The 26,271-nt window shown below is 37.5% G+C and carries 29 protein-coding genes and 1 tRNA gene; 12 read left to right on the top strand and 18 right to left on the bottom strand.

Annotated features, from left to right (window positions below; genetic code table 11):
• Nucleotides 1–308 precede the first annotated feature (308 nt).
• Entirely contained in the window at nt 309–992 is a 684-nt protein-coding gene (locus tag Q9M50_09735; GenBank protein ID MDQ7090912.1) for an FMN-binding protein, read from the top strand.
• 12 nt (nt 993–1,004) lie between these two features.
• Nucleotides 1,005–1,676, top strand: a complete 672-nt coding sequence (gene rsxE / locus Q9M50_09740) for an electron transport complex subunit RsxE (GenBank protein ID MDQ7090913.1) — start codon at nt 1,005–1,007, stop codon at nt 1,674–1,676.
• Between the two features lie 53 nt (nt 1,677–1,729).
• Here the strand turns inward: rsxE and Q9M50_09745 are convergent, their stop codons facing one another.
• The 5 genes from Q9M50_09745 to Q9M50_09765 all read right to left on the bottom strand — a co-directional run bounded on the left by Q9M50_09745 (nt 1,730) and on the right by Q9M50_09765 (nt 6,296).
• The gene (locus Q9M50_09745) at nt 1,730–2,056 is read right to left on the bottom strand and encodes an ASCH domain-containing protein (protein ID MDQ7090914.1); all 327 of its coding nucleotides are present in this window, start codon (nt 2,054–2,056) and stop codon (nt 1,730–1,732) included.
• Nucleotides 2,057–2,080: 24 nt separating this feature from the next.
• Nucleotides 2,081–3,526, bottom strand: a complete 1,446-nt coding sequence (gene gnd, locus Q9M50_09750; GenBank protein MDQ7090915.1) for a decarboxylating NADP(+)-dependent phosphogluconate dehydrogenase — start codon at nt 3,524–3,526, stop codon at nt 2,081–2,083.
• 75 nt (nt 3,527–3,601) lie between these two features.
• Complete coding sequence (locus tag Q9M50_09755; GenBank protein MDQ7090916.1) at nt 3,602–4,399, bottom strand: Rpn family recombination-promoting nuclease/putative transposase; 798 nt, start codon at nt 4,397–4,399, stop codon at nt 3,602–3,604.
• A gap of 63 nt (nt 4,400–4,462) precedes the next feature.
• A complete protein-coding gene (locus Q9M50_09760; protein ID MDQ7090917.1) occupies nt 4,463–5,260 on the bottom strand; it encodes a sulfite exporter TauE/SafE family protein in 798 nt (265 codons plus the stop codon).
• Nucleotides 5,261–5,318: 58 nt separating this feature from the next.
• The gene (locus Q9M50_09765; GenBank protein ID MDQ7090918.1) at nt 5,319–6,296 is read right to left on the bottom strand and encodes a malate dehydrogenase; all 978 of its coding nucleotides are present in this window, start codon (nt 6,294–6,296) and stop codon (nt 5,319–5,321) included.
• A 241-nt stretch (nt 6,297–6,537) separates the two neighbouring features.
• Here Q9M50_09765 and Q9M50_09770 point away from each other — a divergent pair, with 241 nt between their 5' ends.
• Nucleotides 6,538–7,395, top strand: coding sequence for an NADP-dependent methylenetetrahydromethanopterin/methylenetetrahydrofolate dehydrogenase (locus tag Q9M50_09770; protein ID MDQ7090919.1), 858 nt, complete (start codon nt 6,538–6,540; stop codon nt 7,393–7,395).
• 104 nt (nt 7,396–7,499) lie between these two features.
• A complete protein-coding gene (gene glyA / locus Q9M50_09775; protein MDQ7090920.1) occupies nt 7,500–8,753 on the top strand; it encodes a serine hydroxymethyltransferase in 1,254 nt (417 codons plus the stop codon).
• A gap of 39 nt (nt 8,754–8,792) precedes the next feature.
• On the opposite strand, the gene Q9M50_09780 is transcribed toward glyA, so the two are convergent.
• Genes Q9M50_09780 through Q9M50_09790 form a run of 3 tightly spaced genes read right to left on the bottom strand, consistent with a single transcriptional unit; the run spans nt 8,793 to nt 10,859 of the window.
• Nucleotides 8,793–9,071: an RnfH family protein gene (locus tag Q9M50_09780; GenBank protein ID MDQ7090921.1), complete on the bottom strand. Its 279-nt coding sequence runs from the start codon at nt 9,069–9,071 to the stop codon at nt 8,793–8,795.
• Nucleotides 9,064–9,495: a type II toxin-antitoxin system RatA family toxin gene (locus tag Q9M50_09785; GenBank protein MDQ7090922.1), complete on the bottom strand. Its 432-nt coding sequence runs from the start codon at nt 9,493–9,495 to the stop codon at nt 9,064–9,066. Before Q9M50_09785 ends, Q9M50_09780 begins: the two co-directional genes overlap by 8 nt.
• Nucleotides 9,495–10,859 (bottom strand): sodium-dependent transporter, encoded by a 1,365-nt coding sequence (locus tag Q9M50_09790; GenBank protein MDQ7090923.1) that lies wholly within the window; start codon nt 10,857–10,859, stop codon nt 9,495–9,497. The genes Q9M50_09785 and Q9M50_09790 overlap by 1 nt, the downstream gene beginning before the upstream one ends.
• A 97-nt stretch (nt 10,860–10,956) precedes the next feature.
• On the opposite strand from Q9M50_09790, the gene smpB reads away from it, so the two are divergent.
• From smpB to Q9M50_09815, 5 genes are all read left to right on the top strand, one after another.
• Entirely contained in the window at nt 10,957–11,442 is a 486-nt protein-coding gene (gene smpB / locus Q9M50_09795; GenBank protein ID MDQ7090924.1) for an SsrA-binding protein SmpB, read from the top strand.
• A 283-nt stretch (nt 11,443–11,725) separates the two neighbouring features.
• Nucleotides 11,726–12,730, top strand: a complete 1,005-nt coding sequence (gene moaA / locus Q9M50_09800; protein MDQ7090925.1) for a GTP 3',8-cyclase MoaA — start codon at nt 11,726–11,728, stop codon at nt 12,728–12,730.
• A gap of 70 nt (nt 12,731–12,800) precedes the next feature.
• Nucleotides 12,801–13,154: a response regulator gene (locus Q9M50_09805; GenBank protein MDQ7090926.1), complete on the top strand. Its 354-nt coding sequence runs from the start codon at nt 12,801–12,803 to the stop codon at nt 13,152–13,154.
• 16 nt (nt 13,155–13,170) lie between these two features.
• Complete coding sequence (locus Q9M50_09810) at nt 13,171–13,545, top strand: YajD family HNH nuclease (protein ID MDQ7090927.1); 375 nt, start codon at nt 13,171–13,173, stop codon at nt 13,543–13,545.
• Between the two features lie 32 nt (nt 13,546–13,577).
• Nucleotides 13,578–14,765 (top strand): hypothetical protein, encoded by a 1,188-nt coding sequence (locus Q9M50_09815; GenBank protein MDQ7090928.1) that lies wholly within the window; start codon nt 13,578–13,580, stop codon nt 14,763–14,765.
• A gap of 87 nt (nt 14,766–14,852) precedes the next feature.
• Here Q9M50_09815 and ribBA read toward each other — a convergent pair whose 3' ends face one another.
• Both ribBA and Q9M50_09825 read right to left on the bottom strand, forming a co-directional pair.
• A complete protein-coding gene (gene ribBA / locus Q9M50_09820; GenBank protein ID MDQ7090929.1) occupies nt 14,853–15,968 on the bottom strand; it encodes a bifunctional 3,4-dihydroxy-2-butanone-4-phosphate synthase/GTP cyclohydrolase II in 1,116 nt (371 codons plus the stop codon).
• Nucleotides 15,969–16,093: 125 nt separating this feature from the next.
• Nucleotides 16,094–16,178, bottom strand: a tRNA-Leu gene (locus Q9M50_09825).
• Between the two features lie 90 nt (nt 16,179–16,268).
• On the opposite strand from Q9M50_09825, the gene queA reads away from it, so the two are divergent.
• Nucleotides 16,269–17,294, top strand: coding sequence for a tRNA preQ1(34) S-adenosylmethionine ribosyltransferase-isomerase QueA (gene queA, locus Q9M50_09830; GenBank protein ID MDQ7090930.1), 1,026 nt, complete (start codon nt 16,269–16,271; stop codon nt 17,292–17,294).
• A 53-nt stretch (nt 17,295–17,347) separates the two neighbouring features.
• Here queA and Q9M50_09835 read toward each other — a convergent pair whose 3' ends face one another.
• The 4 genes from Q9M50_09835 to Q9M50_09850 form a co-directional block, all read right to left on the bottom strand.
• Entirely contained in the window at nt 17,348–17,782 is a 435-nt protein-coding gene (locus tag Q9M50_09835; protein ID MDQ7090931.1) for a lysozyme inhibitor LprI family protein, read from the bottom strand.
• Nucleotides 17,783–17,896: 114 nt separating this feature from the next.
• Nucleotides 17,897–18,892 (bottom strand): RNA polymerase sigma factor RpoS, encoded by a 996-nt coding sequence (rpoS, locus tag Q9M50_09840; protein ID MDQ7090932.1) that lies wholly within the window; start codon nt 18,890–18,892, stop codon nt 17,897–17,899.
• A gap of 29 nt (nt 18,893–18,921) precedes the next feature.
• A complete protein-coding gene (locus Q9M50_09845) occupies nt 18,922–19,941 on the bottom strand; it encodes a M23 family metallopeptidase (GenBank protein MDQ7090933.1) in 1,020 nt (339 codons plus the stop codon).
• 52 nt (nt 19,942–19,993) lie between these two features.
• Nucleotides 19,994–20,470 (bottom strand): DnaJ domain-containing protein, encoded by a 477-nt coding sequence (locus Q9M50_09850; protein ID MDQ7090934.1) that lies wholly within the window; start codon nt 20,468–20,470, stop codon nt 19,994–19,996.
• A gap of 140 nt (nt 20,471–20,610) precedes the next feature.
• On the opposite strand from Q9M50_09850, the gene Q9M50_09855 reads away from it, so the two are divergent.
• Nucleotides 20,611–21,795 carry a hypothetical protein gene (locus Q9M50_09855; protein MDQ7090935.1) on the top strand — a complete coding sequence of 395 codons (1,185 nt, stop codon included), beginning with the start codon at nt 20,611–20,613 and terminating at the stop codon, nt 21,793–21,795.
• Nucleotide 21,796: 1 nt separating this feature from the next.
• Here the strand turns inward: Q9M50_09855 and Q9M50_09860 are convergent, their stop codons facing one another.
• The 3 genes from Q9M50_09860 to Q9M50_09870 all read right to left on the bottom strand — a co-directional run bounded on the left by Q9M50_09860 (nt 21,797) and on the right by Q9M50_09870 (nt 23,748).
• Nucleotides 21,797–22,462 (bottom strand): TIGR04282 family arsenosugar biosynthesis glycosyltransferase, encoded by a 666-nt coding sequence (locus Q9M50_09860; protein ID MDQ7090936.1) that lies wholly within the window; start codon nt 22,460–22,462, stop codon nt 21,797–21,799.
• 144 nt (nt 22,463–22,606) lie between these two features.
• A complete protein-coding gene (locus Q9M50_09865) occupies nt 22,607–23,323 on the bottom strand; it encodes a transposase (GenBank protein ID MDQ7090937.1) in 717 nt (238 codons plus the stop codon).
• 17 nt (nt 23,324–23,340) lie between these two features.
• Entirely contained in the window at nt 23,341–23,748 is a 408-nt protein-coding gene (locus Q9M50_09870; protein ID MDQ7090938.1) for a HEPN domain-containing protein, read from the bottom strand.
• A 327-nt stretch (nt 23,749–24,075) separates the two neighbouring features.
• Between Q9M50_09870 and Q9M50_09875 the strand changes: the two genes are divergently transcribed.
• Nucleotides 24,076–25,599, top strand: a complete 1,524-nt coding sequence (locus Q9M50_09875) for a restriction endonuclease subunit S (GenBank protein MDQ7090939.1) — start codon at nt 24,076–24,078, stop codon at nt 25,597–25,599.
• 85 nt (nt 25,600–25,684) lie between these two features.
• Here Q9M50_09875 and Q9M50_09880 read toward each other — a convergent pair whose 3' ends face one another.
• Entirely contained in the window at nt 25,685–25,885 is a 201-nt protein-coding gene (locus tag Q9M50_09880) for a hypothetical protein (protein MDQ7090940.1), read from the bottom strand.
• Nucleotides 25,886–26,271: the final 386 nt, after the last annotated feature.

Here is a 26,271-nt window from a genome sequence, read left to right on the forward strand (position 1 = left end):
ATAGCGTTCGAGACTGTGAAAGTATTAAAAATCTGGAGTCCAAAACATGTTTTGGACTCCATGCGTCATAATTAAATCAATGTGTTATAAAAAAATAAACTCACATTTTTCTGTATATCATGAATGCTTTCACAGCCTAGTTCGCTATTCTTGGGGGAGGGACTGAACATCAAAATGATTGAACTTCGACTTAAATTACAAATCGAAAAACAATTGAGAGCTGGTAAAAAACAAAAACAACCTTAACGTTACCCAGATTTTTATTTTTTGAGGAATGTATGTATACGATCAGGATTAAGGAATAATAGATGAGTGAATCCTCGGAACAACAACCGCAATTTCCTAAAAGCACCACACTCATTAGTACCCTAGGGATCATTGCGATGATAGCGGGATTATTAGTGGTGGTGGTTTATGAATATACCCAACCTATTATTGCTGAAAATCAGCGTGTTGCCACGGAAAATGCTATTTTTAAGGTTCTACCAACAGCAAAAACACGTCTGACTTTTTTGGTAGACAATAATAGCCTGAAACAAGTGGATGATAAAGCCACAGGGGAATTACTTTATGCAGGCTATGATAGTCATAAACAACTGGTAGGGATCGCACTAAATGCAGCCGCACAAGGGTATCAAGATGTGGTTAAATTACTTTATAGTTACCAGCCAGAAACAGGCTGTATTACCGCTTATGATGTGTTAAAAAGTACAGAAACACCAGGATTTGGGACAAAAATTACCACAGATGAGGATTTTTTAGCGAATTTTAATTGTTTACAAGCCGCAGTTAATGAGGCGCAAACAGGACTTGAAAATAGCATAAAAACCGTACGCCATGGCACTAAAAAACACCCTTTTGAAATTGATGCGATTTCAGGCTCAACGATTACCTCAAATGCCGTGGGTCGAATGCTTAATCAAAGTGGGCAACGACTACATCCCTTAGTTGAAAAAAATTTAATTCTTCTAAAACACCCTAAACACCCTTAACGAGACTCTTTTATGTCGGCATTGGAAAAAGCAGAAACCCCTTTAACTATGGATGTCTTTACCGCAGGTTTGTGGAAAGAAAACCCTGTATTTGTGATGATGTTAGGGTTATGTCCTACGTTGGCCGTCACTAATACCCTAGAAAACTCATTGGGTATGAGTGTTGCCACCCTTTTTGTTTTGGTCGGCTCGAATGCCTTAGTGTCCGCCTTACGAAATTTTATACCGAAACAAATTCGTATCATTGCTTATATTATTATTATTGCTACGTTTGTAACCGTCGTTGATTATTTAATTCAAGCGGTTAGTTTAGATTTGCATAATAAATTGGGGGCCTTTATACAATTAATTGTGGTGAATTGTCTCATTTTAGGGCGCGCAGAAGCGTATGCGTCTAAAAATGGATTTACAAAGTCAGTGGTTAGTGCGTTAGGAATGGGCTTAGGATTTACATTAGCCTTAATGGCGTTAGGCGGTGTTCGAGAATTATTAGGCGCGGGACAGCTTTTGGGTTATCAAGTGTTTAGTCTTAATTTTGAACCGTGGGTGGTGATGATTTTACCACCAGGGGGGTTTATTGTTCTGGGATCGTGGTTACTTTTATTTAATTATCTACAGCAACGAAAAATAGATCAGTTGACGCTTACGAATGAAGCAAGCCATTGTTCCATTCATTCTAATTAATTTTAAAAACAGAGCGGTTGTATAGACCGCTCTGTTTTAACAACTAAGAAAACTTACGCTTTCTCGAAGCAATGTACCCAAACTAGATCATCTTCATTCCACGTCATTCCTGCGTGCATATTTAAAATAATATTTTTATACATCGCCAAAGAAGGATAGCCTTCGGCTTGTGCATCTGCATCGGTCATATCCCCTAAGCGTTGGCGATCTAAAGCCGTTACTTTAAACGTGACCCCCTCTAAGTCAAAAGTTTCATCAGGATAGGCATAAACGCCATCACGGCGTTGTTGGGTTTTACGACCCGCTAAAGTTGCTTCAACTAATTTAGGGTGTTTTACTAAATTGGCAATTTCACAGGTTTTTTCAGGATAATCAGTCATTATTGATATAAGTGAGTTAAGTTATTAAACGTTGTAAGTTGATGATGCGGTTTTGCCGCCGTGTCCTGTCCAGTCGGTATGAAAAAATTCACCTCTGGGTTTATCAAGACGTTCATAAGAATGCGCACCGAAATAATCGCGTTGCGCTTGTAATAGGTTAGCGGGAAGTCGTTCGGTACGATAGCCATCATAATAGGCTAAAGCTGATGAAAAAACGGGGGTAGAAATTCCCAGTTCAACCCCTAAAATAACCGCTTGTCGCCAACCGCTATCGGCTTGTTTCATCGCGGTTGAAAAATAATCCGCAAGGAGTAAGTTATCTAACTCAGGATTTGTATCATAAGCGTCTTTAATATCATTTAAAAATTGGCTACGAATGATACAGCCTCCTCGCCACATCAGTGCGATTTCACCATAATTAAGTGACCATTGGTATTCATTAGCCGCTTCTTTAATTAATCGAAAGCCTTGAGCGTAAGAAATGATTTTTGCCGCATATAACGCATCCCCAATGGCTTGAATCATCGCTAATTTATCCCCTGAAAAATGACGTTTTTCTTTAGGAAGCGCGGCTGCTGCAATGACACGTTCTGATTTTTGGGCGGATAAACAGCGTGCAAACACGGATTCAGCAATTAAGGTTAACGGCATTCCTAAATCAAGTGCATTAATTGCTGTCCATTTCCCTGTCCCTTTTTGACCTGCGGTATCAAGAATTTTTTCAACTAAGGGGCTACCATCTTCATCTTTGTAAGCTAAAATATTAGCGGTAATTTCAATTAAATAAGAGCTAAGTTGACCTTGATTCCATTCAGCGAAAATGGCTTGAACTTCATCATTCGTTAAGCCTAAACCTTCCGTTAATAACTGATAGGCTTCACAAATGAGCTGCATATCCCCATATTCAATCCCATTATGAACCATTTTGACATAATGTCCTGCGCCTTGATCACCCACCCATTGACAGCACGGCTGGTCATCAACTTTTGCTGAAATAGCTTGAAAAATAGGTTTAACAGCCTCCCATGCCGCAGGGTTTCCACCAGGCATAATAGACGGTCCAAAGCGCGCGCCTTCCTCACCCCCTGAAACCCCTGTGCCGATAAATAATAAATCGTGTTTTTTAAGCATTTCTGTACGGCGATTGCTATCGGTATACAATGAATTACCGCCATCAATAATGATGTCACCGGCTGAGAGTAAAGGAATTAACTGGTCAATATAATGATCGACAACTTCCCCCGCTTTTACCATCAACATCACTTTGCGCGGTGTGTCCAGTTGCTCAACTAGGGACACAAGGTTTTCAGCCCCAGTAACTTGCGTATCTTTAGCCCCTTCTTGTAAAAAATCTTCGGTTTTACGATGGGTACGATTATGAACCACGACTTTAAAACCATGGTCATTCATATTAAGGACAAGATTTTGTCCCATGACGGCTAATCCGATTAAACCTATATCTGCTTTCATGTATTCTCTTTGATTAAGACTAAAATTGTAAGGGGGAATGTTATTTTTGTAGTGATTTGAGATGAGTAAGTTCGGCTAAAAGTTTTTTTCACGTTGGATAGTGGCTTTTTTTTCTTCTACGGCCTGTTTCAACGTGGATCGGGCTTTTAATTTAGCCTCACGTTCTTGCTCGAACATAAATTGATTACTACGTTGTATGCGTAAATATTCTTGTCGTGCTTGATAACGGTCATATTCACGCTCTTTTTCAGAAAAAATACTTAGCGTATTCATGGCTTGTCTCATTTTATCGGTTTGCATCCAGTTAGGGAGTGATGGGTCATCCAGTTGGCTGCCTTCTTTAAAAAATTTTAACCAGCGATGATCATTTTGTTTGACATCGACAACATTAAATTTATTCAATTCCAATAACCCAATACCGCCATGTTTATTTAAAGCCTGTCCATTTTGATCGCGAAGTTGATAATTATGGGCATAGTGGCTATCATTTTGAAGTAAGTTTTCTGCAAATAGCCAAATAGAATAGGTCGGTTTTAAGGTGCTGTAATGCTCGCCTTGCGTAAGCTGATTACTATAAATATCAGCCCAATTATAAATCATGCGTTGAGGTAAGTAGTTGAAACAGTTGAGCTGAATTTCAATTTGATAAAGGTGACCAAAATCATCACTTGCTTTGACATCAACGATACTTAATTTATCATTAATAAATTCTTTATCATTGTAAGGGTTTAAAATCTCAACGCTTTTTATGGGATATTCAAATTCTTGTTTTAAAATGGCATTTAAAAAATGAATTAATAAATTACTATTTGCAGTTGTACCTAATATTGCTTTGAAAACACAATCTATTTTGGGATCTATACGATGCTTCATGAGAGAAGTATAAAGCTAAAAAAAGGGTTTGTCAGTAAGGTATTTATCTAAACGATTATAAATTTATGCAAAAATCATTTTTAAAGCCATAATAAAAAGCATTATTGAAAAGTAGCGTTTTAATTTTACGGCGGGTAATTGGGTGGCTAATTTTGCCCCCAAAGGAGCGGTTAAAATACTGCACAAAACAATGCCGAAAAAAGCGGGTAAATAAATATAACCTAAGCTCCATTCAGGAAGGTTAGGTTGTTGTAAGCCTAAAAAAATATAACTAAGCGTGGCCGCCAAGGCAATCGGTAAGCCACAGGCACTTGAAATAGCGACCGCATTTTTGATGGGAACCTGACAGGCGACTAAATAAGGCACGGTTAATGAGCCTCCACCAATCCCTAAGATAGACGATAAAAAGCCAATGCCTCCACTGGCAATATAATCTAGCGATTTTTTTTGCTTAACAATTTCGGTTGCTTTTGACGACGTTTTAAACGCCATTTTTAAGGCGGTATAGCTTAGGTAAGCAATAAAAATAAAGCGTAAGTCATCACCACTTATTTTATGGGCGATGACCGCGCCGATTATGGCCCCTATAATAATTCCAGGGGTTAATCGGGCGACTTTAGACCATAAAACATTCCCTTGTCGATGATGGGCTAAAACGGATGAACTGGCTGTAAAAACGATGGTTGCTAATGAGGTAGCAATGGCGAACAGCATTTGTTGTTCTATTGGGATGATCGCTTGCATCGAAAATAACATCATTAATATAGGAACAATAACGAGTCCCCCACCGATTCCAAATAAACCGGCTAATACCCCTGATAATGCCCCTAATAATAAACTGATACTGAAAATTTCCCACATTGATTTTCTCGGTTTTTTAAAGCATTTTAAAAGGTAATTAGTCGGTTTTTATTTTAGATTATAATAAATGCTTAATCGCTTCTTTTTCCTCGTGTAATTCTTTTTCGGTTAAACGCATTTTTTCCAAACTAAAGGGGCTAATATCAAGTCCTTGAACAATACTAATTTCACCCTGATTAACCGTGATGGGAAATGAGTAAACTAAGCCCTTTTCAATGCCGTAACTTCCATCTGAGAATAGGGCCATACTAACCCAATCACCTTCGGGTGTGTCTAATGCCCATAACCGCATTTGTTTGATGGCGGCTGTGGCGGCCGATGCCGCACTTGATTGGCCTCGCGCTTTAATAACGGCTGCGCCTCGTGTTTGTACGCATGGAATCATCTCATTAATAAACCATTTTTTTTCAACTAAAGACAGGGCATCTTGCCCTTTAATTTTAGCGTGGTGAATATCGGGATATTGGGTATTGGAATGATTTCCCCAAATAATAACATTTTTAATATCGGTTGTTTTTACCCCGCTTTTTTCGGCTAATTGGGCAATGGTCCGATTATGGTCAAGCATCGTCATGGCTGTAAAATTTTCAGGCTTTAGGTCGGGCGCATTATGAATAGCAATTAAAGCATTGGTATTCGCGGGGTTCCCTGTCACCAAAACTTTAACATTTCGACTGGCCACCTCATTTAACGCACGTCCCTGTGTTGAAAAAATCTCAGCATTACATTGTAATAAGTCTTTACGCTCCATACCAGGACCTCTAGGACGCGCCCCCACTAAAAAAGCATAATCAACATTATTAAAGGCAACTTGAGGATCATCGGTTATTATGATCTTATTTAACAAGGGATAAGCACAGTCATTAAGCTCCATGACGACACCTTCTAATGCAGGTAGGGCCGGTGAAATTTCTAATAAATGCAAATTAATAGGCTGATCGTTGCCTAAAAGCTCTCCTGAGGCTAAACGAAATAATAAAGAGTAACTAATTTGTCCTGCTGCGCCTGTTACAGCAATATCAATAGGCGTTTTCATGGTATTTTTCCTTTTAGTTAAGAGGGTATTTGGTAAGCCTGTTTATTTTAGTCAAGATTACTTAAAAATAGGCTTAATAGCTAGTTTCTTCTTTAAATCTAAGGGGTCATCGTGTTTAGTGATAAAAGTATGACGATTAAAATTTTTGTTATGATAAAATCGTAACTTTAAAATTATGCGTTACAATGGCGCGATTTTAGCCTGCGTTTAGGAATTTACAGCAGATTAGACGGTTAATATTATGAAAAAATTATTATTTCAATTTGATACGGATGCTTATCCCTCTGTTTTTGATACCGTTGTCGCTTATGATGGTGGTGCAGATCATGTGACAGCTTACGGTGGCTTAACCCCAGATAATGTCGCCCCCTTGATTGATGGTGCAATTTTTACACGCGCCCCGAAAGATAAAAAAAATACCGCTATTTTTGTTGGAGGCAGTGATATATTGGCAGGAGAAACCCTGCTTAACGCCATTCAACAGCATTTTTTCTTAGGCTTTCAAGTGTCGGTCATGTTGGATTGCAATGGATGTAATACGACGGCGGCAGCGGGGGTTGCAAAATTAGCAACATTGGGGCCTGTGGCGGGTAAAAAAGCCGTTATTTTAGCGGGAACAGGGCCTGTGGGTCAAAGAGCGGCGGTGATGTTGGCAAAAGAAGGGGCGAAGGTCTCAATTACTTCGCGTAATCTATCTCAGGCCAAAGTAGCTTGCACAGCAATGAAACAACGATTTGGCGTTGAATTAACCCCTATTGAAGCCCGTGATTGTGACGCGCGTGGGGATGTGATCGCCGATGCGGAAATTGTTTTTGCAACAGGAGCCTCAGGGATTGAGCTATTAAGACTTGAGCATTGGAAAAATAATGCAAATATTGAAATCATAGCGGATGCAAATGCAACGCCCCCCTTGGGTATTGGCGGGACTGAAATGATGGATAAAGGGAGAGAACGGCATGGAAAAGTTATTTGGGGTGCTCTTGGTTTTGGTGCTTTAAAGCTTGCGTTACATCGTGCCTGTATTGCGAAATTATTTGAAGATAATAAACAAGTGCTTGATGCAGAATTGATTTTTAAATTAGCCAAAGAAATGGCTTAATACAACCGTATTTTTCAGACGGAGGGCAACGGGTAGAAATGTTGCTGACCTTCAAATAGTCCTTATTCAACCTTAAACTATCAGCGCTTCATTAGGAGAAATAAATGTTTAAAAAATCCATGTCCATTGCAGGTTTCGATGATGATCTTTTTCAAGCAATAGAAGAAGAGCATCAACGTCAAGAAGACCACATTGAGCTTATTGCTTCTGAAAACTACGCAAGTCCTAGGGTTTTAGAAGCGCAAGGCTCACAATTAACAAATAAGTATGCCGAAGGTTATCCGGGTAAACGTTATTATGGTGGCTGTGAGTTTGTTGATAAGGTTGAGCAACTTGCGATTGATCGTGCGAAAGAATTATTTGGTGCGGATTATGCGAATGTTCAGCCGCACTCAGGTTCTCAAGCCAATATGGCCGTTTTTATGGCATTAATTGAACCAGGTGATACTATTTTAGGGTTGAGTCTTGCGGATGGCGGGCATTTAACACACGGTGCGCGCCCTAATTTTTCAGGGAAAATTTATAATTCCATTCAATATGGACTCAATGCGGAAACGGGTGATATTGATTATGAACAAGTTGAAGCTTTAGCCTTAGAACATAAACCTAAATTAATTGTTGCTGGTTTTTCCGCTTATTCGCGTACGTGGGATTGGCAACGTTTTCGGGAGATTGCCGATAAAGTAGGCGCGTATTTATTTGTTGATATGGCGCATGTGGCAGGCTTAGTGGCAGCGGGACTTTATCCTAACCCTGTTCCCATTGCCGATGTCGTGACCAGTACAACCCATAAATCGTTAAGAGGCCCGCGTGGAGGATTGATTTTATGTAAAAGTAATCCAAAGCTTGAGAAAAAATTTAATTCTAATATTTTCCCAGGGATTCAAGGGGGGCCGCTAATGCATGTAATTGCGGCAAAAGCGGTGGCGTTTAAAGAAGCCTTAGAGCCTGAATTTAAATTGTATCAGCAACAAGTGATTAAAAATGCGCAAGCGATGGCAGAAGTTTTTATTCAACGGGGATTTGATGTGGTCTCAGGCGGAACCGACAATCACCTGATGCTTGTTTCGTTGATTGAAAAAGGCATTACAGGAAAAGCGGCGGATGCGGCTTTAAATGAGGCACGTATTACGGTCAATAAAAATGCCGTCCCTAATGACCCGCAGTCTCCTTTTGTCACAAGTGGTATTCGTGTTGGAACGCCTGCCCCGACTTCACGTGGATTTAAAGAAGCTCAAATGACAGAAATTGCTAATTTAATGTGTGATGTGATGGAAAACATTGGCGATGATGCGATTATTTCAGCCGTTCGTGAAAAAGTCAGCGTTTTATGTTCACGCTTTCCTGTTTATAGTTAAAGAATAAAAAAGAGCCGTTGGAAAACGGCTCTTCGATACCTACTTTACTCTATCACGACGTGCTTGCTTAGGATCACAACGTAATGGACGATAAATTTCAACGCGATCGCCTTCGATTAATACTTTATTTAACGGATAAATAGTTCCGAAAATCCCTACTTTTGTTTTTTTAAGATCAATGTCAGGAAACCGCATTAATAAGTTTGAGGCCTGTATAGCGTGTTCAATACACGTCCCTTTTGCGATTTTTAAAGGAATCAGAACTTGTTCATTATGAGGCGCGTAAGCCACTTCAATCGTGATCTGTGTATCAGTCATAAAGGTGTTTTGCTCGTGTACTAAAGGCTGAAACCATGCCGCTACAAAGTTGACTAAAAACCGCGCCAAAGGTTAATCCTGCTAGTTTTCCCATGACTTCAAATTCTAAATCCAACGATATTTTACTGGCATCTTCACGTAAGGGCATAAAGTTCCAGACCCCTTCAAGTGATTTAAACGGGCCGTCTAATAACGTCATATAAATTCGGCCCCCAGGGTCTAATTTATTTCGAGTCGAAAATGATTTTTGTAAGCCCCCTTTTGCAATGACTAATTCAGCTTCAATAATATCTTCATTTTGCGTTAAAATACGACTACTTTTACACCAAGGTAAATACTCGGGGTAGGTTTCAATATCATTAACAATATCAAACATTTGCTGTGCTGAAAACTTTACTAAGGCACTTTTTTGTACCACAGTAATCATCCAATAACCCCGATGACATTTAACAGGACAATAAACACGGCGAGCGGGGCAACATACGAAATTAAAAATTTCCATATTGAGTAGTAGTCTGATTTTTCCATGGCTAATTCATGCTCAGTGTCTTTAGTCTTCATAATCCAGCCTGCAAAAATAGCGATACAAAGCCCACCCAACGGTAACATTAAATTAGCGGTTAAATAATCAAGTAAGTGAAAAATACTTTTACCAAATAGAGTAACATCAGACCAAACATTAAAGGACAAGGCAACCACTACGCCCACCGCCCAGACCATTAATCCTGTATAAATAGATGCCTGTTGACGTTTAATGTTTTTATTTTCAACTAAAAAAGCAACCGCAGGTTCTATCAATGAAATTGAGGACGAGAGGGCGGCAAAAAAAAGTAATATAAAAAATAAAAGACCAAATAACCAGCCTCCTATCATGTTACCAAAGGCTAAAGGCAGTGTTTGAAAAATTAATCCAGGCCCTGCACTGGCTTCTAACCCATTGGCAAATACTAATGGAAAAATAGCGATCCCCGCTAATAAGGCAACGACGGTATCAGCCCCTGCAATAATTAAGGTGGTTTTAGCGATGGATATATTTTTAGGTAAATAAGAGCCATAAACCATAATCGCGCCCATACCTAACCCTAAGGTAAAAAAGGCATGTCCCATTGCGGTTAAAACAGCATCGGCATCTATTTGGCTAAAATCAGGTTTAAATAGAAAATCAAGGCCTTGTTGATAATAACCTGTGGTCATCGCATAGCCGACCAATAAAATGAGTAAAACAAATAAGGTTGGCATTAAAAAGCGAACGGACTTTTCTAATCCACCTTGTATACCACGGGCAACGATAAGCATGGTTGCTACTATAAAAAGACTGTGCCAAAAAACTTGCTGGACAGGGCTATCTATTAAACCTTGATATAACGCCCCAATGGTGTCTACCGTGCCGCCTGAGAAACTGCCTATAAAGGCGTTAAAGACATAGGACAATACCCAGCCTGCAATGACACTGTAATAACTAAGGATTAAAAAACCTGAAGTAATCCCTAACCAGCCGACATAATGCCAATTTTTATTAGCACCTGCCTCATTGGCTAACTGTGACATCGTATTAATTGGACTTTGCCGTCCACGTCGTCCGAGCATCGTTTCCGCAATCATAATCGGAATACCAATCGCAATGACACAGAGTAAATAGACGATGACAAATGCCCCGCCGCCATTTTCACCTGTGATATAAGGAAATTTCCAAATATTTCCTAAGCCAACCGCTGATCCCGTTGCCGCTAAAATAAACGCAAATCGAGATGACCATTCGCTATGTTGTGATTTTTTTATCTCTGACACACCCACTCCCCCGTTTAAAACTAAATTTTTATGAATGAATCAGGTAAAATAACAAAAATATTCCCTTTAGTCAGTTTAATAATCTTTTTATAAAGTAATGGCAACGAAAAAATCCAAGAAAAAAAACAAATCAGCCGATAATAATATTGCGGTTAATCGTCATGCACGGCATGATTATTTTGTTGAAGAACGTTTTGAAGCTGGACTTGTCTTACAAGGCTGGGAAGTTAAAAGTCTTCGAGATGGACGAATTCAATTAAAAGAAAGTTATGTTTTGCTTAAAAGAGGGGAGGCATGGTTATTTGGCGCGCACGTTTCTCCGTTACTATCGGCATCTACTCATGTCGTGCCTAATAATATTCGGTCTAAAAAGCTGTTGTTACATAAACGCGAATTAAGTCGTTTAATTGGGGCGGTAGAACGAAAGGGGTATACCATCATTCCGTTGTCCATGTACTGGGTGAAAGGACGAGCTAAACTTGAAATTGGTTTAGCCAAAGGTAAGCAATTACATGATAAACGGGCGACTTCCAAAGATCGTGATTGGCAACGTGAAAAAGCGCGAATCATGAAACATGCATAGACGGTAGTCAATCACTTAGTGCGGTTAAAATGGATAAGAATAAAGGGGATAAGATGGGCGCGTTTAAATTTTTTCATTGTTAATACGGTCGGTTTTATCTAAAATCTATGGCATAATCTAAAGTGTTACACTCAATAGTTTTTGTTTAATAGGGAATGGGCTTATAATCTATCACCGAGTTAAAAATAATTAACACGTTTTAATCGTTTAATTGTGATTTATGCCTCATTATATGTTGTGATTAATATCACGGTTTTGTATTTTAAATAATTTATAATAACCTATGAATAATTTACCCTCGTCGCCATTAATTGATCGTTTTGGGCGAAAAATTGATTATTTAAGAATTTCAGTAACGGATCGTTGTGATTTTCGTTGTGTGTACTGTATGGCGGAAGAAATGACATTTCTGCCGCGTGCGCAGATTTTAACGCTTGAGGAAATTTATACCATTACAAAAGCCTTTGTTGAATTAGGGGTTAAAAAAGTTCGCGTGACAGGCGGTGAACCTTTGATAAGAAAAGGGGTTCTTGGACTAATGGATAAAATTGGTCATACCTTGGCGTTGAAGGAATTAGTTCTGACAACCAATGGGTCGCATTTAGTTCAAATGGCCGAAGGGTTAAAGCAAGCGCAGGTTAAACGGATTAATATTAGTTTGGATACCTTGAAGGCGGCTAAGTTTAAAGCCATTACGCGTACAGGCGATTTGCAGCAAGTACTGGCGGGTATTGATGCAGCGATAGACGCGGGGTTTGAACGAATTAAAATTAATGCGGTTATTTTAAAAAATCGTAATCATCAAGAAGTGTGTGATTTGGTTCAATTTGCGATTGATAAAGGGATTGATATTAGTTTTATTGAGGAAATGCCGCTAGGGATTGTTAGTCAACACAATCGTGCCGAAAGTTATTATTCAAGTGATTTTATCAAAGCAGATTTAGCGCAGCGTTTTTTGCTTATTCCCAGTGTTGAAAAAACAGGCGGCCCGTCCAATTATTTTCAAGTCCCCGCGACCCATACACGGGTGGGCTTTATATCCCCGCATAGTGAAAATTTTTGTTCGACCTGCAATCGAGTCCGTTTAACCGTGGAAGGGCGTTTATTATTGTGTCTAGGCAATGAACATTCCATTGATTTAAAACATATTATTCGGGCAAACCCAGGGGATATGACGTATCTAAAACAAGTTATTGTTGAGGCAATGAAAATTAAGCCTGAGCAGCATGAGTTTAGTCTTGACGAGCAACCCATTATTTTGAGGTATATGAATGCGACTGGGGGGTAAAAAACCCTATATACTATAAGGGAAAAAATGAATAATAATGAATTAAACAGTCTATGACAAGATTATAAAAATGGATAAAAACGCGACAATACTTATTATTGATGATGATGAAATTTCTTTGCTTATTTTGCAAAATGCCTTTGAAATGGAAGGGTATCATGTCGTCACTACAACAGATAGTTTAAACGCGGAAGCGTTATTTAATGAGCATTCACCCCATGCCATCGTATTAGATGTTTTTATGCCTGATAGAGATGGCTTTGAAATTGTTAGGGCGATTAGAAAAGAATGTTCGACCAGCTTAATCGTTGCTATTTCATCCAATGATGGATATTTACCGACGATTAAAGCATTAGGGGCTAATTTGGCCTTGAATAAATCTATGTTGCCTCATGACATTGTTGCAGCGGTACAGGCATTGTAATTAAGGTGAAATAGAGATGAATCAACAGGCGACTCAAACAGAAGGCAATAAAATTATTGCGGAAGCTCGAGGTTATAAAGAAGATCGAGAGAAGGGTTATAGAGAGCAGGCGTTAAAATTATTTCCGTGGGTTTGTGGGCGTTGTGCGCGGGAGTTTACGCATAAAAATTTGCAAGAACTCACCGTCCACCATAAAAATCACAATCACGATCAAAACCCATCCGATGGCAGTAATTGGGAGCTATTATGCTTATATTGCCACGATAATGAACATTCGCGTTATGAAGAGCAAGTGCGCTATGGGAGTGTCGAATCAGGGGTTGTTGAAGATAATGTTGGGGGAACACATAATCCTTTTGCTAATCTTAAAGGCTTACTGAATAAAAAATAATGATTGTTACAATACAATAGGATAGTTTGTTAATGGATGGTTTATTTAAATTTATCAAAGACCGATTTTTACTCATGCCGCAATGGGTTCAGGTCTTTACCTATGTATCTTTTGTCATCTTATTTATCTATTTATTAACCGCGCCGCGTTTTTTAGATATGCGTTTAGTCTCCAATGATTATGGGGATGAGTTTCCTATTGGCGGAGCGCAAATTGAAATTGAAATTGAAGGGCGGGTTTTAATTTTATTAACGGACAGTAAAGGACGCTTTTCAGTCCCTATTTCAACAAACTATCCGATCGGCTCTTATCTTTTTATTTTATCGCCTGATTCCAATAGCACCAAAATTAAAGAAATCAAAGTACCTGTTTCTAACTCGTATTTAAAACGTTCAAAAATAATTTATACAAAAAAAACAAATTCTTATAAAATTGTTCCCAATGGAATTATTGAAAATACGCAGCAATTATTGTTAACATTAAACCCTATTTCAATTGCCTATGCAGATGATAATCGATCTGAACCTAATGACGATATTGATAAGGAAATTTTTCGTGCTTTAGAGGTGATTACAAAAATTAAATTTGATGAAATTTCAAAAAATATATCATTACGCGATGATTTAAGTTTAGATAATATAGACTTATCCTATATTAACAATCGGTTAAATAAAAAATATAATATTGACAGCTTATTTGCCTTTCAGCAACGCGCAAAGACAGTCAGTGATTTGATTGAGATAGCACGGGCTAATTATTATCAAAATACGTTGCAGCAACAAAATTTTAACCCTGAAACTAATCCAAAACAACGGCAAATGATAGCCGCCATTCCCTCTACTCAACTCATCCCCACCGAAAAAAAAGAAATAATTCCCAGTGATATTTTAGTTAAGTATAAATTAGACCGCGTGCTTAGGAAAAGTGAGCGTTATATTTTTGCTGTGAAAATATTAGAGCAAGTCATTGAAAAACAACCTAAGTTTTATAAAGCGTGGTTTCATTTGGCCTTAACCTATGAGTCAATGGGGGAAAATGATAAAGCTGAGGCCGCTTTTAAGTCTGCTATTGAAATTGAACGGGCAGAAAAATTAAATGATGATCTTTTGTATAACGCGTATGGGATGTTTTTATTTAAGCAAGAAAAATATAAGGAAGCGGGTGAGCAGTTTGAAAAGGAAAAGCAGTTTAAACAATTATTGCCACTTAATAATGAGTAAGTCTTAAAAATTTGATGAGTAGAGAGGGAAGGCTTTGCCTCTCTACTCATCCTTATTCTGTTTTAAGAACGGGTCGATACGTGGGGACTAACTTTCTTTGTTAGCATATTCGATGAGTTCTAAATCAAAGCCTGATAACCCAATATATTTTTTTTGAGTCCCTAATACTTTTAATTTATGCACCCCCAAATCGGCTAAAATCCGTGACCCCGTTCCCGTTGTTCGCCAGTCATTATTGCTTTCTGTTTTTTTAGAGTCCATAACAAAGCCATTATCTTCCATTTGATAATGATGAATGAGTTCAACTAAGGATTGATCGCCTTCTTGTTGCCTAACAATAACGAGTACGCCGCGTTTTTCTTCAGCAATTTTTTTCATCGCGTCTCGAACAGAAATACTGCACGGGTTACGTTTAGAGGCGAGGACATCATCGAGTAAGTTACGCGCATGAACCCGCACAAGCACGGGAGCATCCGTTGAAATATCCCCCATCACTAAGGCTAAATGCAGGTTATTGTCGTTTCTATCTTGATAGGCGTAAAGTCTAAAGTCCCCAAATTCTGTTGGAAAATTACATTCACTTACACGTTCTAAGGTGCTTTCATGTTCAATGCGGTAGTGAATTAAATCGGCAATTGTTCCTATTTTTAACTGATGTTTTTGGGCAAATTTTTCAAGATCCGTACGTCTTGCCATACTGCCATCATCATTTAAAATTTCAACAATCATGGCCGCAGGTTCTAGCCCTGCTAATCGTGCTAAATCACAGCCCGCTTCGGTATGACCTGCTCTATTAAGTACGCCGCCTGCTTGTGCTTTTAAAGGAAAAATATGACCGGGTTGAACTAAATCATCCGCAGTTGCCTTTTTAGCAACGGCGGTTTGAATCGTTAATGCTCGATCGGCGGCTGATATTCCTGTCGTAACCCCCGTTGCCGCTTCTATAGAAACTGTAAAATTAGTTGAGTAAGGGGTGTTATTTTCATCCACCATTAAGGGTAATTTTAATTGCTGGCAACGGTCGCCTGTTAACGTTAAACAAATTAACCCGCGCCCATAACGTGCCATAAAATTAACATCTTCAGCACGAACAAATGAGGCCGCCATCACTAGGTCCCCTTCATTCTCACGGTCTTCATCATCCATAATGATAACCATTTTACCTTGTTTTAAATCTTCAATAACTTCTTCAGTAGAGTTCATATTTTTGGAGTATGTCAAACACGAAAATAATAAAACACCACGCATAAAAAAGCCCGCATACACTTAATACTTAAAAATATCAGTGTTTGCAGGCTAATGCTTAAGTGTTTAAACTTTATAATCTGTGGTACCGAGGGTCGGAATCGAACCGACACTCCCGAAGGAACTGGATTTTGAATCCAGCGCGTCTACCAGTTTCACCACCCCGGCACAGAATCCATAATTATAGAGTAATGACTTGAAAAATACTAGTATTTTTTTTCGTGAATTAAATCGCCAAAGCTGATAATATCGCTCTCTATGAAAAAAAGTGACTTTAATTACCAACTTCCCCCGCAGCTTATCGCTCAAAAACCACTGAAAAATCGTGGCGATAGTCGTTTACTTTGCATGAATAAAAAGACAGGAGAGTTAGAGGATAAGCAGTTTAATAATTTTTTTGATTTACTTAACCCCGATGATTTATTAGTTTTTAATGATACTAAAGTGATTCCCGCCCGCTTATTTGGTAAAAAAAAAACAGCAGGGGGGAAGGTTGAAATTTTAATTGAGCGAATAGTCGATGAAAATAGGGCTATTGCGCATATAAAAGCGAGTAAGTCGCCTAAATCAGGGTCAACGATTGAATTAGAGGACGGTTTTAGTTGTGAGGTATTAGGACGAGAGGCGGATTTATTTCAACTCTATTTTAAGGGAGAAACGACGTTATTGACATTATTGGATAAAATAGGTCATATCCCGTTGCCACCTTATATTACGCGTGAAGATGATGAATCGGATTTAGAACGTTATCAGACGGTGTTTGCCAAACAAAAAGGGGCGGTTGCTGCACCGACCGCAGGGCTTCATTTTGATGATAAAATAATGCAGCGGTTTCGAGAGAGTGAGATCGCAATGACTTTTGTAACATTGCATGTCGGTAGTGGTACCTTTCAACCGGTTCGTGTTGAAAATTTAGATGACCATTTAATGCACAAGGAATATTTTAGAGTTGATGACGCTACGGTGACGGCGATTGAAAAAACGCGGGCAAAAGGGGGACGGGTGATTGCTATTGGAACAACGGCAGTGCGAGCCTTAGAATCTGCCTCTAAAGAGGGTGTCCTTAAGGCGGGATTAGGTCATACCGATTTATTCATTACACCCGGTTATGAATTTAAAAGTGTGGATGCGATGCTGACGAATTTTCATTTGCCTGAGTCAACGTTATTAATGTTGATTTCAGCATTTTCAGGGTATGAGGCGACCAAAATAGCGTATCAACATGCGATAAAGCAAGAGTACCGTTTTTTTAGTTATGGGGATGCGATGTTTTTATCGGCTTAAATTTTTATGGTGAATAAAACCTCATGTTTTAAAAAATGAGGTTTTTATAAGTCTTATTGAGATTTTTTAGAGCCACTACAAAGATCCCCTTCTTTGAGACCGAGGAGCCACTGCTTTAAAAATACAACGCGTTGTAAGGTCAGTTGTGTTTTATAATTGCTCGCACACATAGGAAATATACTGCCGTAATAGTTCGCTTCATCGGTATGTGGGTATTGCAACTCAAAATCAGCATCACGAAGTTTAATCCACGCAAGTTGTGCTTTTTTTAATTTTTTTAAAAACAAAGCATTGTCTTGGTAACGGACTACGATTTTTTTATAAACCCGATTTAACTCCGCATCGGCTTCCTTGTAGGCAATGCCCGTACATTGATTCATGGCTGTCTGAGTGACGGCTGCTCCTAAACAGGTTTGTGTGTCCTCTGCAATGGCCGTCGTTGAAATAATAACGAGTAAAAATTGTCCTATGAATTGTTTGATCTTCATTTTGATTCTCTTATTATAATTTTGAATTAAACAGTCATAGTATTGACAGAATGAAAAATAGCGTATTCATTTTAATTTTTTAGACTCATATTACATTGATTGGCGGAACTTTTTTTAATGAAAAATAGCTTCAAAAGAATAGCCACTAAATTCTAAAATTTCTTTTAAGCGTTTCAAACCATCCATTTGAATTTGTCTGACGCGTTCTCGGGTGACTTCTAATTCCTTAGCCACTTGTTCTAAGGTTGCATTTTCATAGCCACATAAACCATAACGACGGCAAATGACTTCACGCTGTTTTTCGGATAATTGAAACACCCATTTAGCGACATTATTTTTAATGCCTTCTTCTTGTAATGATTCGGGAGCGGCTTTATTTTCATCGTCCGCAATGGAATCAATAATGGAACGTTCAAAGTCTTGGTTATAAGAAATATCAACAGACGTTACGCGTTCATTGAGTTTTAAAATTTTTGTTACAGTTTGAACGGGTTTATTAACATAGGTTGCAATGTCGTCCATTGAAGGTTCCGCATTAAATTTTTGCGTTAAAAATCGTTGGGCTTTTAAATAAACATTCATTTCTTTAACAATATGAATAGGGAGTCTAATGGTGCGTGTTTGATTCATAATCGCTCGCTCTATGGTTTGTCTAATCCACCATGTTGCATAGGTCGAAAAGCGAAAACCACGATCGGGATCAAATTTTTCAACCGCGCGTATTAAGCCTAAATTTCCCTCTTCAATTAAATCTAATAACGGGAGTCCTCGATTTAAATAACGTTTTGAAATTTTTACCACTAATCGTAAGTTACTCTCTATCATCACCTTACGGGCTTCTTGATCCCCTTTTATGGCTCGTTTTCCATAAAACTTTTCTTCTTCAGCGGTTAAGAGTTTTGACTTACCCAATTCATTTAAGTAAATACGGGTTGCATCAAAATGGGGGGCTTGTTGCAAGTCGATTGCCTCAGAACCTTCTATTTTAGGAGGGTCTTGACGGCGAGTTTCAACACGTTCAGTAACATTATCATCGGCATTAAAACTAACATTTTCAGAAAAAGACATTCCCATGTTATCTGTTACCATTTCAACTAATTCTACCTTCATATTAACCTCCAAGCTTTATTAAAGCGTGCTTACCTTTTAGGTAAAAAATACATTGGGTTGATGAGTTTGCCCGCTTTTCTAATTTCAAATTTTAGTAACGGTGCTTTGTATCCAATCTTCCCAAGCTCTGCTATGACTTGACCTTGTTTTACTATTTGGCCGCGTTTAACGAGGGTTCGATGATTATTAGCGTAAGAGGTCATGTAATGATTATGATGTTTAATGACTACAAATTTGCCATAGCCATAAATACTTGCATTCACTGCAACGACAATACCATTGGCAACGGCTTTTACTTTTTGCCCTGAATATCCACTAATTTCGATTCCTCTGTGACCTGTTGTGGAAAATGTTTTTAAGATTTTTCCGTTAATTGGCCAGTGACAGTAAAACTTTAACATGTTTTCGTTATTATTTGAAATTATTGAAGTTTTTTGTGGATTAAATCTCAGGTTTTGAATAGGGGGGGGCTGGTTGTAGGTTAATTCTTGTTCGCTATGTTTTTGTTTCGTATTAGGAATCTTTAATTTACGTCCTGTATTTAATTTATTTAAGGCTAAAAGATTATTGGCGGCAGCAATAAGGTGGCGATCAACCTTAAAATGGCGGCTAATTGAAAATAAAGTATCCCCTTTTTTGATGGTGTAGGGGACAAAATTAAAATTTTGTCTAAGACGGGGAGGGGATGATTTTTGTGTTAAGGTTGTGGTGGGTATAGCAGCAGATTTTAGTAACGTAGGCGCGGCTTTATTTTGAATAATTGAAGCGGAACTTATCGTTTTAAAAAGTTTTATTTGTTGGCCAATCGCTATTGCGTAGGGTGGTTTGATATGATTCCAACGCGCAATATCTTGGTAACTACAGCCATATCGAACACTAATGTTAATTAAAGTATCCCCAGCTTTAACGTTGTAATATTTTATTGTTTGTTTTGCAAGGGATGACTCAGCGAGGGTTTCAGCGGCGTTTGTTTCATTTTTTTGACAGGCCTGTAGCGATAAAGGCAGTAAAAGGTGTAAAACAAGATGTAATTTTCGGGAAATAGACATTGAATTAAAAACGATGGTTATTAATTACAAAAATAAAGCCTGTTTAATAGCGTTATTTTTGTAGTAAAATTTTTTTTGCTCGATTAATTTTAGTGGCCAAATAATTAGAACCTCCACGGTCAGGGTGTACTTTTTGCATTAATTGTCGATGGGCTGAAATAATATCTTGATCACTTGCCCCTAATTCTAACCCTAAAATCGCATAAGCTTCTTTTTTTGTCATTTGATCCTTAGTTTCTGGCGCGGTGTTAGTTTTGTGTTGACGGTCATCTTGCTCAGGCTTGTTTTTAAATATAGACCATAGTTGATGAAATTGCGGAAAAAAGCGCAGCAGGGTAGGTAACAGTCGAATTATCGCGGTGATGATAAGACCGAATAATGCAATGATACCATTTAGTTTTCCTGTCAGGGTCAGTAATAATAACGCGATGACAGTTACCCAAAGTGTTATTTTTTTAATGTATTTTGCTTGGATTTCCGCAGGTATTCTTAAAAATAGCCACAATAAAAACCAGACCAGAAAAATCAACAGTATAATTAAAAAAAGTCGAATCAAATGATGTTTACCTTGAATGTTTAATGGAAAAGGCGCAATCCATTTTGTCTCGTTTTAAATGGGTTGCTGAAATTTTAACGTTTATTTTTATTAATTTTTTGTAGTGTTTAATTATGTCAGAAAATAAGTACGCCTCCGAAAAAAATTACGCTGTTCGTGAAGAAGAATCAGGTATTTTAGAAAAAATAGGGGTTAAATACTATCAGTATATGGCCAAAAAAGCAGGAATTTCCAAAATGGCCTCCCTGTCGATTGATGATTTGCCGCCTGATGATGTTATGTGTTCCATTGCGGCAAATATGACGCATTTTGCAGCGATTATTGCCTTTAGTGTGGGGGCATTAACCACGATGATTTCGGTTTGGTTTGAATGGCAATATTATCAAAGAATGGATGAAACCCTCTATTATTTTTATTATGGTTTAATTGTTATTGCTATGTTAGTGATAGAAATGGGGGTGTTATTTTGGTTAAGTTTAAAAACAGTGCATGGGTTAGCGTGCTTAACAGGTCATCACTATGCTAATGATGAGATGTCGCTGCCTGGAAATGATGCGGTCGCTAATATTTTAGCGCGAGCGGCCTTAGAAGTCCCTGATCCGGTGGTGCATTATTTAGGGATTGATCCTTTAAAACATGCGCCGAGAACGAAATTACTTTTTATTAGTGTGCTTTATAAAGCGAAAGTGATATTGAGTGGCTTAGTGATTAAGTTTCTTTTTATCCGTATTTTTGGTAAAGGCAGTAGTCGTTTAGGGTTTACATGGATTGCCATCCCTATTACAGGGATTTGGGATGCTTTTGTGATGTATAAAGTTGCAAAGGAAGCACGATTGCGTTTGTTTGGTAATCGATTAGCGCATTATTTAGCGGACAGTATTATGCAGGCTGAATTAATGGATCGTTTATCCCCTAAAGCACGTGAAGGGGCGATTAGGGCGGTTGCAACAACGATGGTTTTATCACAAAATTATCACCCTAATATGTTGATTTTGATGATTAAGTTGAGTGATGTTTTTAAAATTAAAAAACAAGTTGAGTATGATAATTGGGATGATTTTTTACAGGTATTAAGTGAGGTAGAAACACATGAGCGGTATTTTATTTTAGATTTACTTTCTGTATCGGCGGCCTTTGATGGTAATCTTTCACGGCTTGAACGTTATCATTTACCGCAAGCGTTTGGCGAATACACCGATGTTTATATGGCGCGTATGGAAAATTTAACAGAAGCGTTGTTAAATGGGCGATTACATGCGGCAAAAGCGTTATGTCAGTTAGATTTTGAACTGGGGTAAATTAATTAAATTTTAAAAAATTATTGGTATCTATAGCCTGTACGCCATAGAGATTATTATATCGTTTCCAATCTAAAGGGGTGTCAATATCCCATTGTTGTTTAAGTAAATGAACGTTTAGATTTAATTTTTTAGCCTTAGCCAGAGTGGTTTCAAAAACGTTAGAATGCCCCCAGGTCATGTCATTAAATAAGCCCATTTGCGATTGATTTAAGCCAATTAAACTATACCCTCCATCTTCCGTGGGAGCGATAACGACATCATGTCCTTGTTCTAAGGCTTCAATAGCATTCATAAAGTCTTGTCGGTTGAATGACGGGCAGTCACAGCCTATGAGTAGTGTATGAGTGTAATGTTTTAAACCGCTCTCTAAGGCATTGAACATTCGCAGACCTAAGTCACCTTCTGATTGGGTATGTAGGGACAAATTATAATAAGCGTCTAATTGTTGAAAAAAGGGGTGGTCTATATCAGGAGAGCACCATAATTGTAAAGGGCATAATTTGAATTCAATCAGGCGTTCAATTATTTTTTCCGATAAATATTGATGAATGATAGCGGCTTGTTTTGGGGTTAATTCGGGTGTTAAACGGGTTTTAACCTTGCCTGCTACAGGGGCTTTACAGAAAATTTGTAAGGTTGCGTGTTGAAAAGAGTAATGAGACATTGAATGTGTAGAATCCTTAGATTAAATTTATGGTTACCAACTTAAGACGGGACAAGTTGAGATTAAGCCGTTCGTGCTGAGCTTGTCGAAGTATGAATGGTTTAAGTTGGTAGCCCAATAGCTTAAATGTTTTGTGTCAGGTTATCAGGTCTGATCTCTTTTCGTTTTATAAATATCACTTTTTCTATCGCCACCATGTTGCCCTAATCGTGTAACCCTAGAAACCATTAATCTTATTTTATCATGAAAAATCTTACTACCATACACCTCACCAGCTAGTGTAGCTTTAGTAATATCCTTATTTTGTTGATTAGAAATAGTTAGTGTATTAAAAAAATCTTTGTACGCATCATAACGGCATTTATTGATACCAAGTGATTTATAAAGCACATGCTCCGTGATTAACGCATCCTTATTACCCAAAGCATTATGAGCATAACTTGACCACATATAATCCCCTACATTTTTAACCATGGCAGCTTTAACAGGATTCATTTCAATATATTTATACAACACAAATAGATACTGTTCACTATCTACCAAACAAGATTTAAACCGACCTTCCCAAATCGTTCCAGTTCGATTGTGTTTGGCATTAAAATAGCGTGTATACTGATTCGCCATTGTTTGCATAAAGGTTGCAAGACTTTTTTTACTTTGAGGGGTTATTAATAAATGCAAATGATTAGACATAATGACATAGGCATGTAATGCACAACCTGTTTTAGATAAAGCAGAGGCAATATCTTCTTTAATCCGTTGCATATCCTCTTCAGATTCAAAGATGTTTTGCTTGTTGTTTCCACGATGCATAATATGTAACGGTTGATTGGGAATGACTATTCTGGGTAATCGTGCCATATAAATTAAGCCTCTTTTTATTTTATATAAGCAAGTAGCTCATTCAACAAATCATCACAAATTTTTACACTCTGCTTATACCCTGCACAATCAATTAAAAAATTATAACGATACTCTTCCGCGCAAACAGTAATGACCTGTAGCGCCATAAAATACTGTGTTTTATCAGTTTTAAATGAAGTGTTAGCAATCAACTCCTCTAATAGTTTTTGTAACTTATGTGTTTTACTATAAGCTCCAAATTTACTTTGAGTTTCTAGTAAATGCTTAATCAATAACTCTAGCATCTGTTGATAATGAAAACAATGAATTGAGCAATCTTTAATATTAGATTTATTTAGTATATCTAAAGTGACAGCATGTTCCCAAGCCTTACCGCCTAAATTTTCTATATTTTCAAAATATTTTATTTTTTCTTGATACACGGCATACACCAACTACTTATAGTGACAGACATATAAATTATACCTTGATATTACATTAATATCAAGCTGGCTGACCCCTTGATTCTTTACATTAATATCAAGCTGGCTGACCCCTTGATTTCAATATCAAGCTGGCTGCCCCCTTGATTTCCATTAATATCAAGCTGGCTGACCCCTTGATTTCAATATCAAGCTGGCTGACCCCTTGATTTCAAGCTGGCTGACCCCTTGATTTCCTGTTGAAATTGTGGAACAATTACCCGCGTTTTATCATGAGATTTTATTTTTAAGTGAACGTATTAATGCTAATAATGAAAATTACTAATAATGAAAATTAAATTTGATGTGACACCAAAAGAGCTAGTTATCGTTAGGGATATTTTAGCGAAGTATTTGCAAGAGGATTGCACGGTTTGGATTTTTGGTAGTCGTGCTAAAAGTCGTTCTTTAGTGGGTTCTGATTTAGATTTAGCCATAGAATGTGATGCTAAAATAGAGCTAAAATTATTGACTGCGCTAAAAATAGCGTTTGAAGATTCACGGCTGCCTTATCGGGTCGATGTTGTTGATATGAAGGCGGTTAAGCCTTATTTTAAAGAAATTATTGATAAAGAGAGGGTTTTGTTTCCTTTGAATCATTTGAATAAAGTGCCTGTGTTACGGTTTCCTGAGTTTTCGGGGGAGTGGGAAGTTAAGAAATTAGGAGAGGTTTCTGAAAATGTAATGTATGGACTTAATAGTTCAGCAATAAACTTTGATGGTGAAAATCAATATTTAAGAATAACCGATATAGATGAAGGTTCAAGAAGATTTAAGCCTAATCCATTAACAACCCCAAGTGGTGATTTAGATGATAAGTTTAAGTTAAAAGAAGGCGATATTGTTTTTACTAGAACAGGAGCTAGTGTAGGAAAAAGTTATTTATATACTCCTAAAGATGGAAAGTTATATTTTGCAGGTTTTTTAATTAAATTTACAATTAAGTTGAATAATCCATATTTTATTTTTAGTCAGTCATTAAGAAGTTACTATGATAACTGGGTTCATGTTATGTCTGTAAGATCAGGACAACCTGGAATAAATGCGGAAGAGTATAAAATTTTAAATATTTCTCTAACATCCATTAAAGAACAACAAAAAATAGCTGATTTCTTAACCCAAATCGACAGCAAAATAGAGCAGTTAAGCAAGAAAAAACAGCTTTTAGAACGCTATAAAAAAGGGCTGATGCAAAAGGTTTTTTCTCAAGAGTTGAGATTTAAAGACGACAACGGCAATGCTTACCCTGATTGGGAAGTTAAAAGGTTGGGGGATGTTACAAAAATTTATGATGGTACTCATATGACTCCTGATTATAAAAAAGAGGGAATACCTTTTTATAGTGTTGAACATTTAACCAGTAATAATTTTTTTAATACAAAATTTATTTCTAAAGAGGTTTTTGAAAAAGAAAATAAAAGGGTAAAACTGGAAAAAGGTGATATTTTGATGACTAAAATAGGAGATATTGGAACATCAAAATATATTAATTGGGATGTTAATGCTTCATTTTATGTAAGTCTTGCCTTAATAAAAAAAACAGAAATTAATAATACTTTATTTATTAATCAGTATATTAAATCTTCACTTTTTCAAAAGGAATTACATAAAAGGATTATTCATGTTGCATTCCCTAAAAAAATAAATTTAGGTGAAATTAGTCATTGTTTAATAAATTTCCCTTGTCTTGAAGAACAAACTAAAATCGCCAACTTCCTAACCGAACTCGATCAAAAAATAAACCTCGTAGAAAAACAACTAAATGGCACAAAGGACTATAAAAAAGGATTGTTGCAGAAGATGTTCGTTTAACCTAATCGCTATTTTTTAGTTGCGTCACGATATTTTTCCATATCAACAATACGTATCTACTTTAAATTTCAGGGTAAAACAAATATCAGACCTGCAAACTTTGCGCTTTTTGAGCGATAAGATTCGCCATAGACGGCATTTTGAATTCACCACTAACTCGGTCATAAACATAATCATAAAAACTCACGGCTAGTTTTTTAGCCGTTTCAGCAAGACTCATAAAACTGTCTTTGATTTTCGTGCCTTTCTCATTTCGAGTCTGGAAGCTTATGTCTCGCGCACGCACTTGTCTTCTTGCGCCGAGTTCGGCTGCATTGTTATGTAATGGTAATTTCGAGAAATCAAGGGGTCAGCCAGCTTGGGAAATCAAGGGGTCAGCCAGCTTGGTAATACTACAAAATCAAGGGGTGTGCGACAAGTTAAAATGAAATTGAAATTATGCTAACTTTTGAACAATCTATTTTTCATTACTTTCCTTGGCTTGTTCTTTCATTATTTATTTTGTGTTGTGACTTTAAAACACTAATAAACCAATAGTTTCTAAAATATGGTTAAAGAAAATTGGGGGTCAGGTCTTTCATTGTGCATAATGTGTTAAGATCAAATAACCGAACGTGGGCGGCTCATCTTTCACCTACTACTATAAATACAATAATGCAGTATAGGTGAAAT

This window comes from Methylococcales bacterium (genome assembly GCA_030949405.1).
Classification (GTDB): Bacteria; Pseudomonadota; Gammaproteobacteria; order Methylococcales; family Methylomonadaceae; genus WTBX01.

Bases quoted from the DNA above. Each gene is read 5' to 3' on its own strand.
- Q9M50_09735 (MDQ7090912.1), top strand. From the start codon at position 309: ATGAGTGAATCCTCGGAACAACAACCGCAATTTCCTAAAAGCACCACA.
- rsxE (MDQ7090913.1), top strand. From the start codon at position 1,005: ATGTCGGCATTGGAAAAAGCAGAAACCCCTTTAACTATGGATGTCTTT.
- Q9M50_09745 (MDQ7090914.1), bottom strand. From the start codon at position 2,056: ATGACTGATTATCCTGAAAAAACCTGTGAAATTGCCAATTTAGTAAAA.
- gnd (MDQ7090915.1), bottom strand. From the start codon at position 3,526: ATGAAAGCAGATATAGGTTTAATCGGATTAGCCGTCATGGGACAAAAT.
- Q9M50_09755 (MDQ7090916.1), bottom strand. From the start codon at position 4,399: ATGAAGCATCGTATAGATCCCAAAATAGATTGTGTTTTCAAAGCAATA.
- Q9M50_09760 (MDQ7090917.1), bottom strand. From the start codon at position 5,260: ATGTGGGAAATTTTCAGTATCAGTTTATTATTAGGGGCATTATCAGGG.
- Q9M50_09765 (MDQ7090918.1), bottom strand. From the start codon at position 6,296: ATGAAAACGCCTATTGATATTGCTGTAACAGGCGCAGCAGGACAAATT.
- Q9M50_09770 (MDQ7090919.1), top strand. From the start codon at position 6,538: ATGAAAAAATTATTATTTCAATTTGATACGGATGCTTATCCCTCTGTT.
- glyA (MDQ7090920.1), top strand. From the start codon at position 7,500: ATGTTTAAAAAATCCATGTCCATTGCAGGTTTCGATGATGATCTTTTT.
- Q9M50_09780 (MDQ7090921.1), bottom strand. From the start codon at position 9,071: ATGACTGATACACAGATCACGATTGAAGTGGCTTACGCGCCTCATAAT.
- smpB (MDQ7090924.1), top strand. From the start codon at position 10,957: ATGGCAACGAAAAAATCCAAGAAAAAAAACAAATCAGCCGATAATAAT.
- moaA (MDQ7090925.1), top strand. From the start codon at position 11,726: ATGAATAATTTACCCTCGTCGCCATTAATTGATCGTTTTGGGCGAAAA.
- Q9M50_09805 (MDQ7090926.1), top strand. From the start codon at position 12,801: ATGGATAAAAACGCGACAATACTTATTATTGATGATGATGAAATTTCT.
- Q9M50_09810 (MDQ7090927.1), top strand. From the start codon at position 13,171: ATGAATCAACAGGCGACTCAAACAGAAGGCAATAAAATTATTGCGGAA.
- Q9M50_09815 (MDQ7090928.1), top strand. From the start codon at position 13,578: ATGGATGGTTTATTTAAATTTATCAAAGACCGATTTTTACTCATGCCG.
- ribBA (MDQ7090929.1), bottom strand. From the start codon at position 15,968: ATGAACTCTACTGAAGAAGTTATTGAAGATTTAAAACAAGGTAAAATG.
- queA (MDQ7090930.1), top strand. From the start codon at position 16,269: ATGAAAAAAAGTGACTTTAATTACCAACTTCCCCCGCAGCTTATCGCT.
- Q9M50_09835 (MDQ7090931.1), bottom strand. From the start codon at position 17,782: ATGAAGATCAAACAATTCATAGGACAATTTTTACTCGTTATTATTTCA.
- rpoS (MDQ7090932.1), bottom strand. From the start codon at position 18,892: ATGAAGGTAGAATTAGTTGAAATGGTAACAGATAACATGGGAATGTCT.
- Q9M50_09845 (MDQ7090933.1), bottom strand. From the start codon at position 19,941: ATGTCTATTTCCCGAAAATTACATCTTGTTTTACACCTTTTACTGCCT.
- Q9M50_09855 (MDQ7090935.1), top strand. From the start codon at position 20,611: ATGTCAGAAAATAAGTACGCCTCCGAAAAAAATTACGCTGTTCGTGAA.
- Q9M50_09860 (MDQ7090936.1), bottom strand. From the start codon at position 22,462: ATGTCTCATTACTCTTTTCAACACGCAACCTTACAAATTTTCTGTAAA.
- Q9M50_09865 (MDQ7090937.1), bottom strand. From the start codon at position 23,323: ATGGCACGATTACCCAGAATAGTCATTCCCAATCAACCGTTACATATT.
- Q9M50_09875 (MDQ7090939.1), top strand. From the start codon at position 24,076: ATGAAAATTAAATTTGATGTGACACCAAAAGAGCTAGTTATCGTTAGG.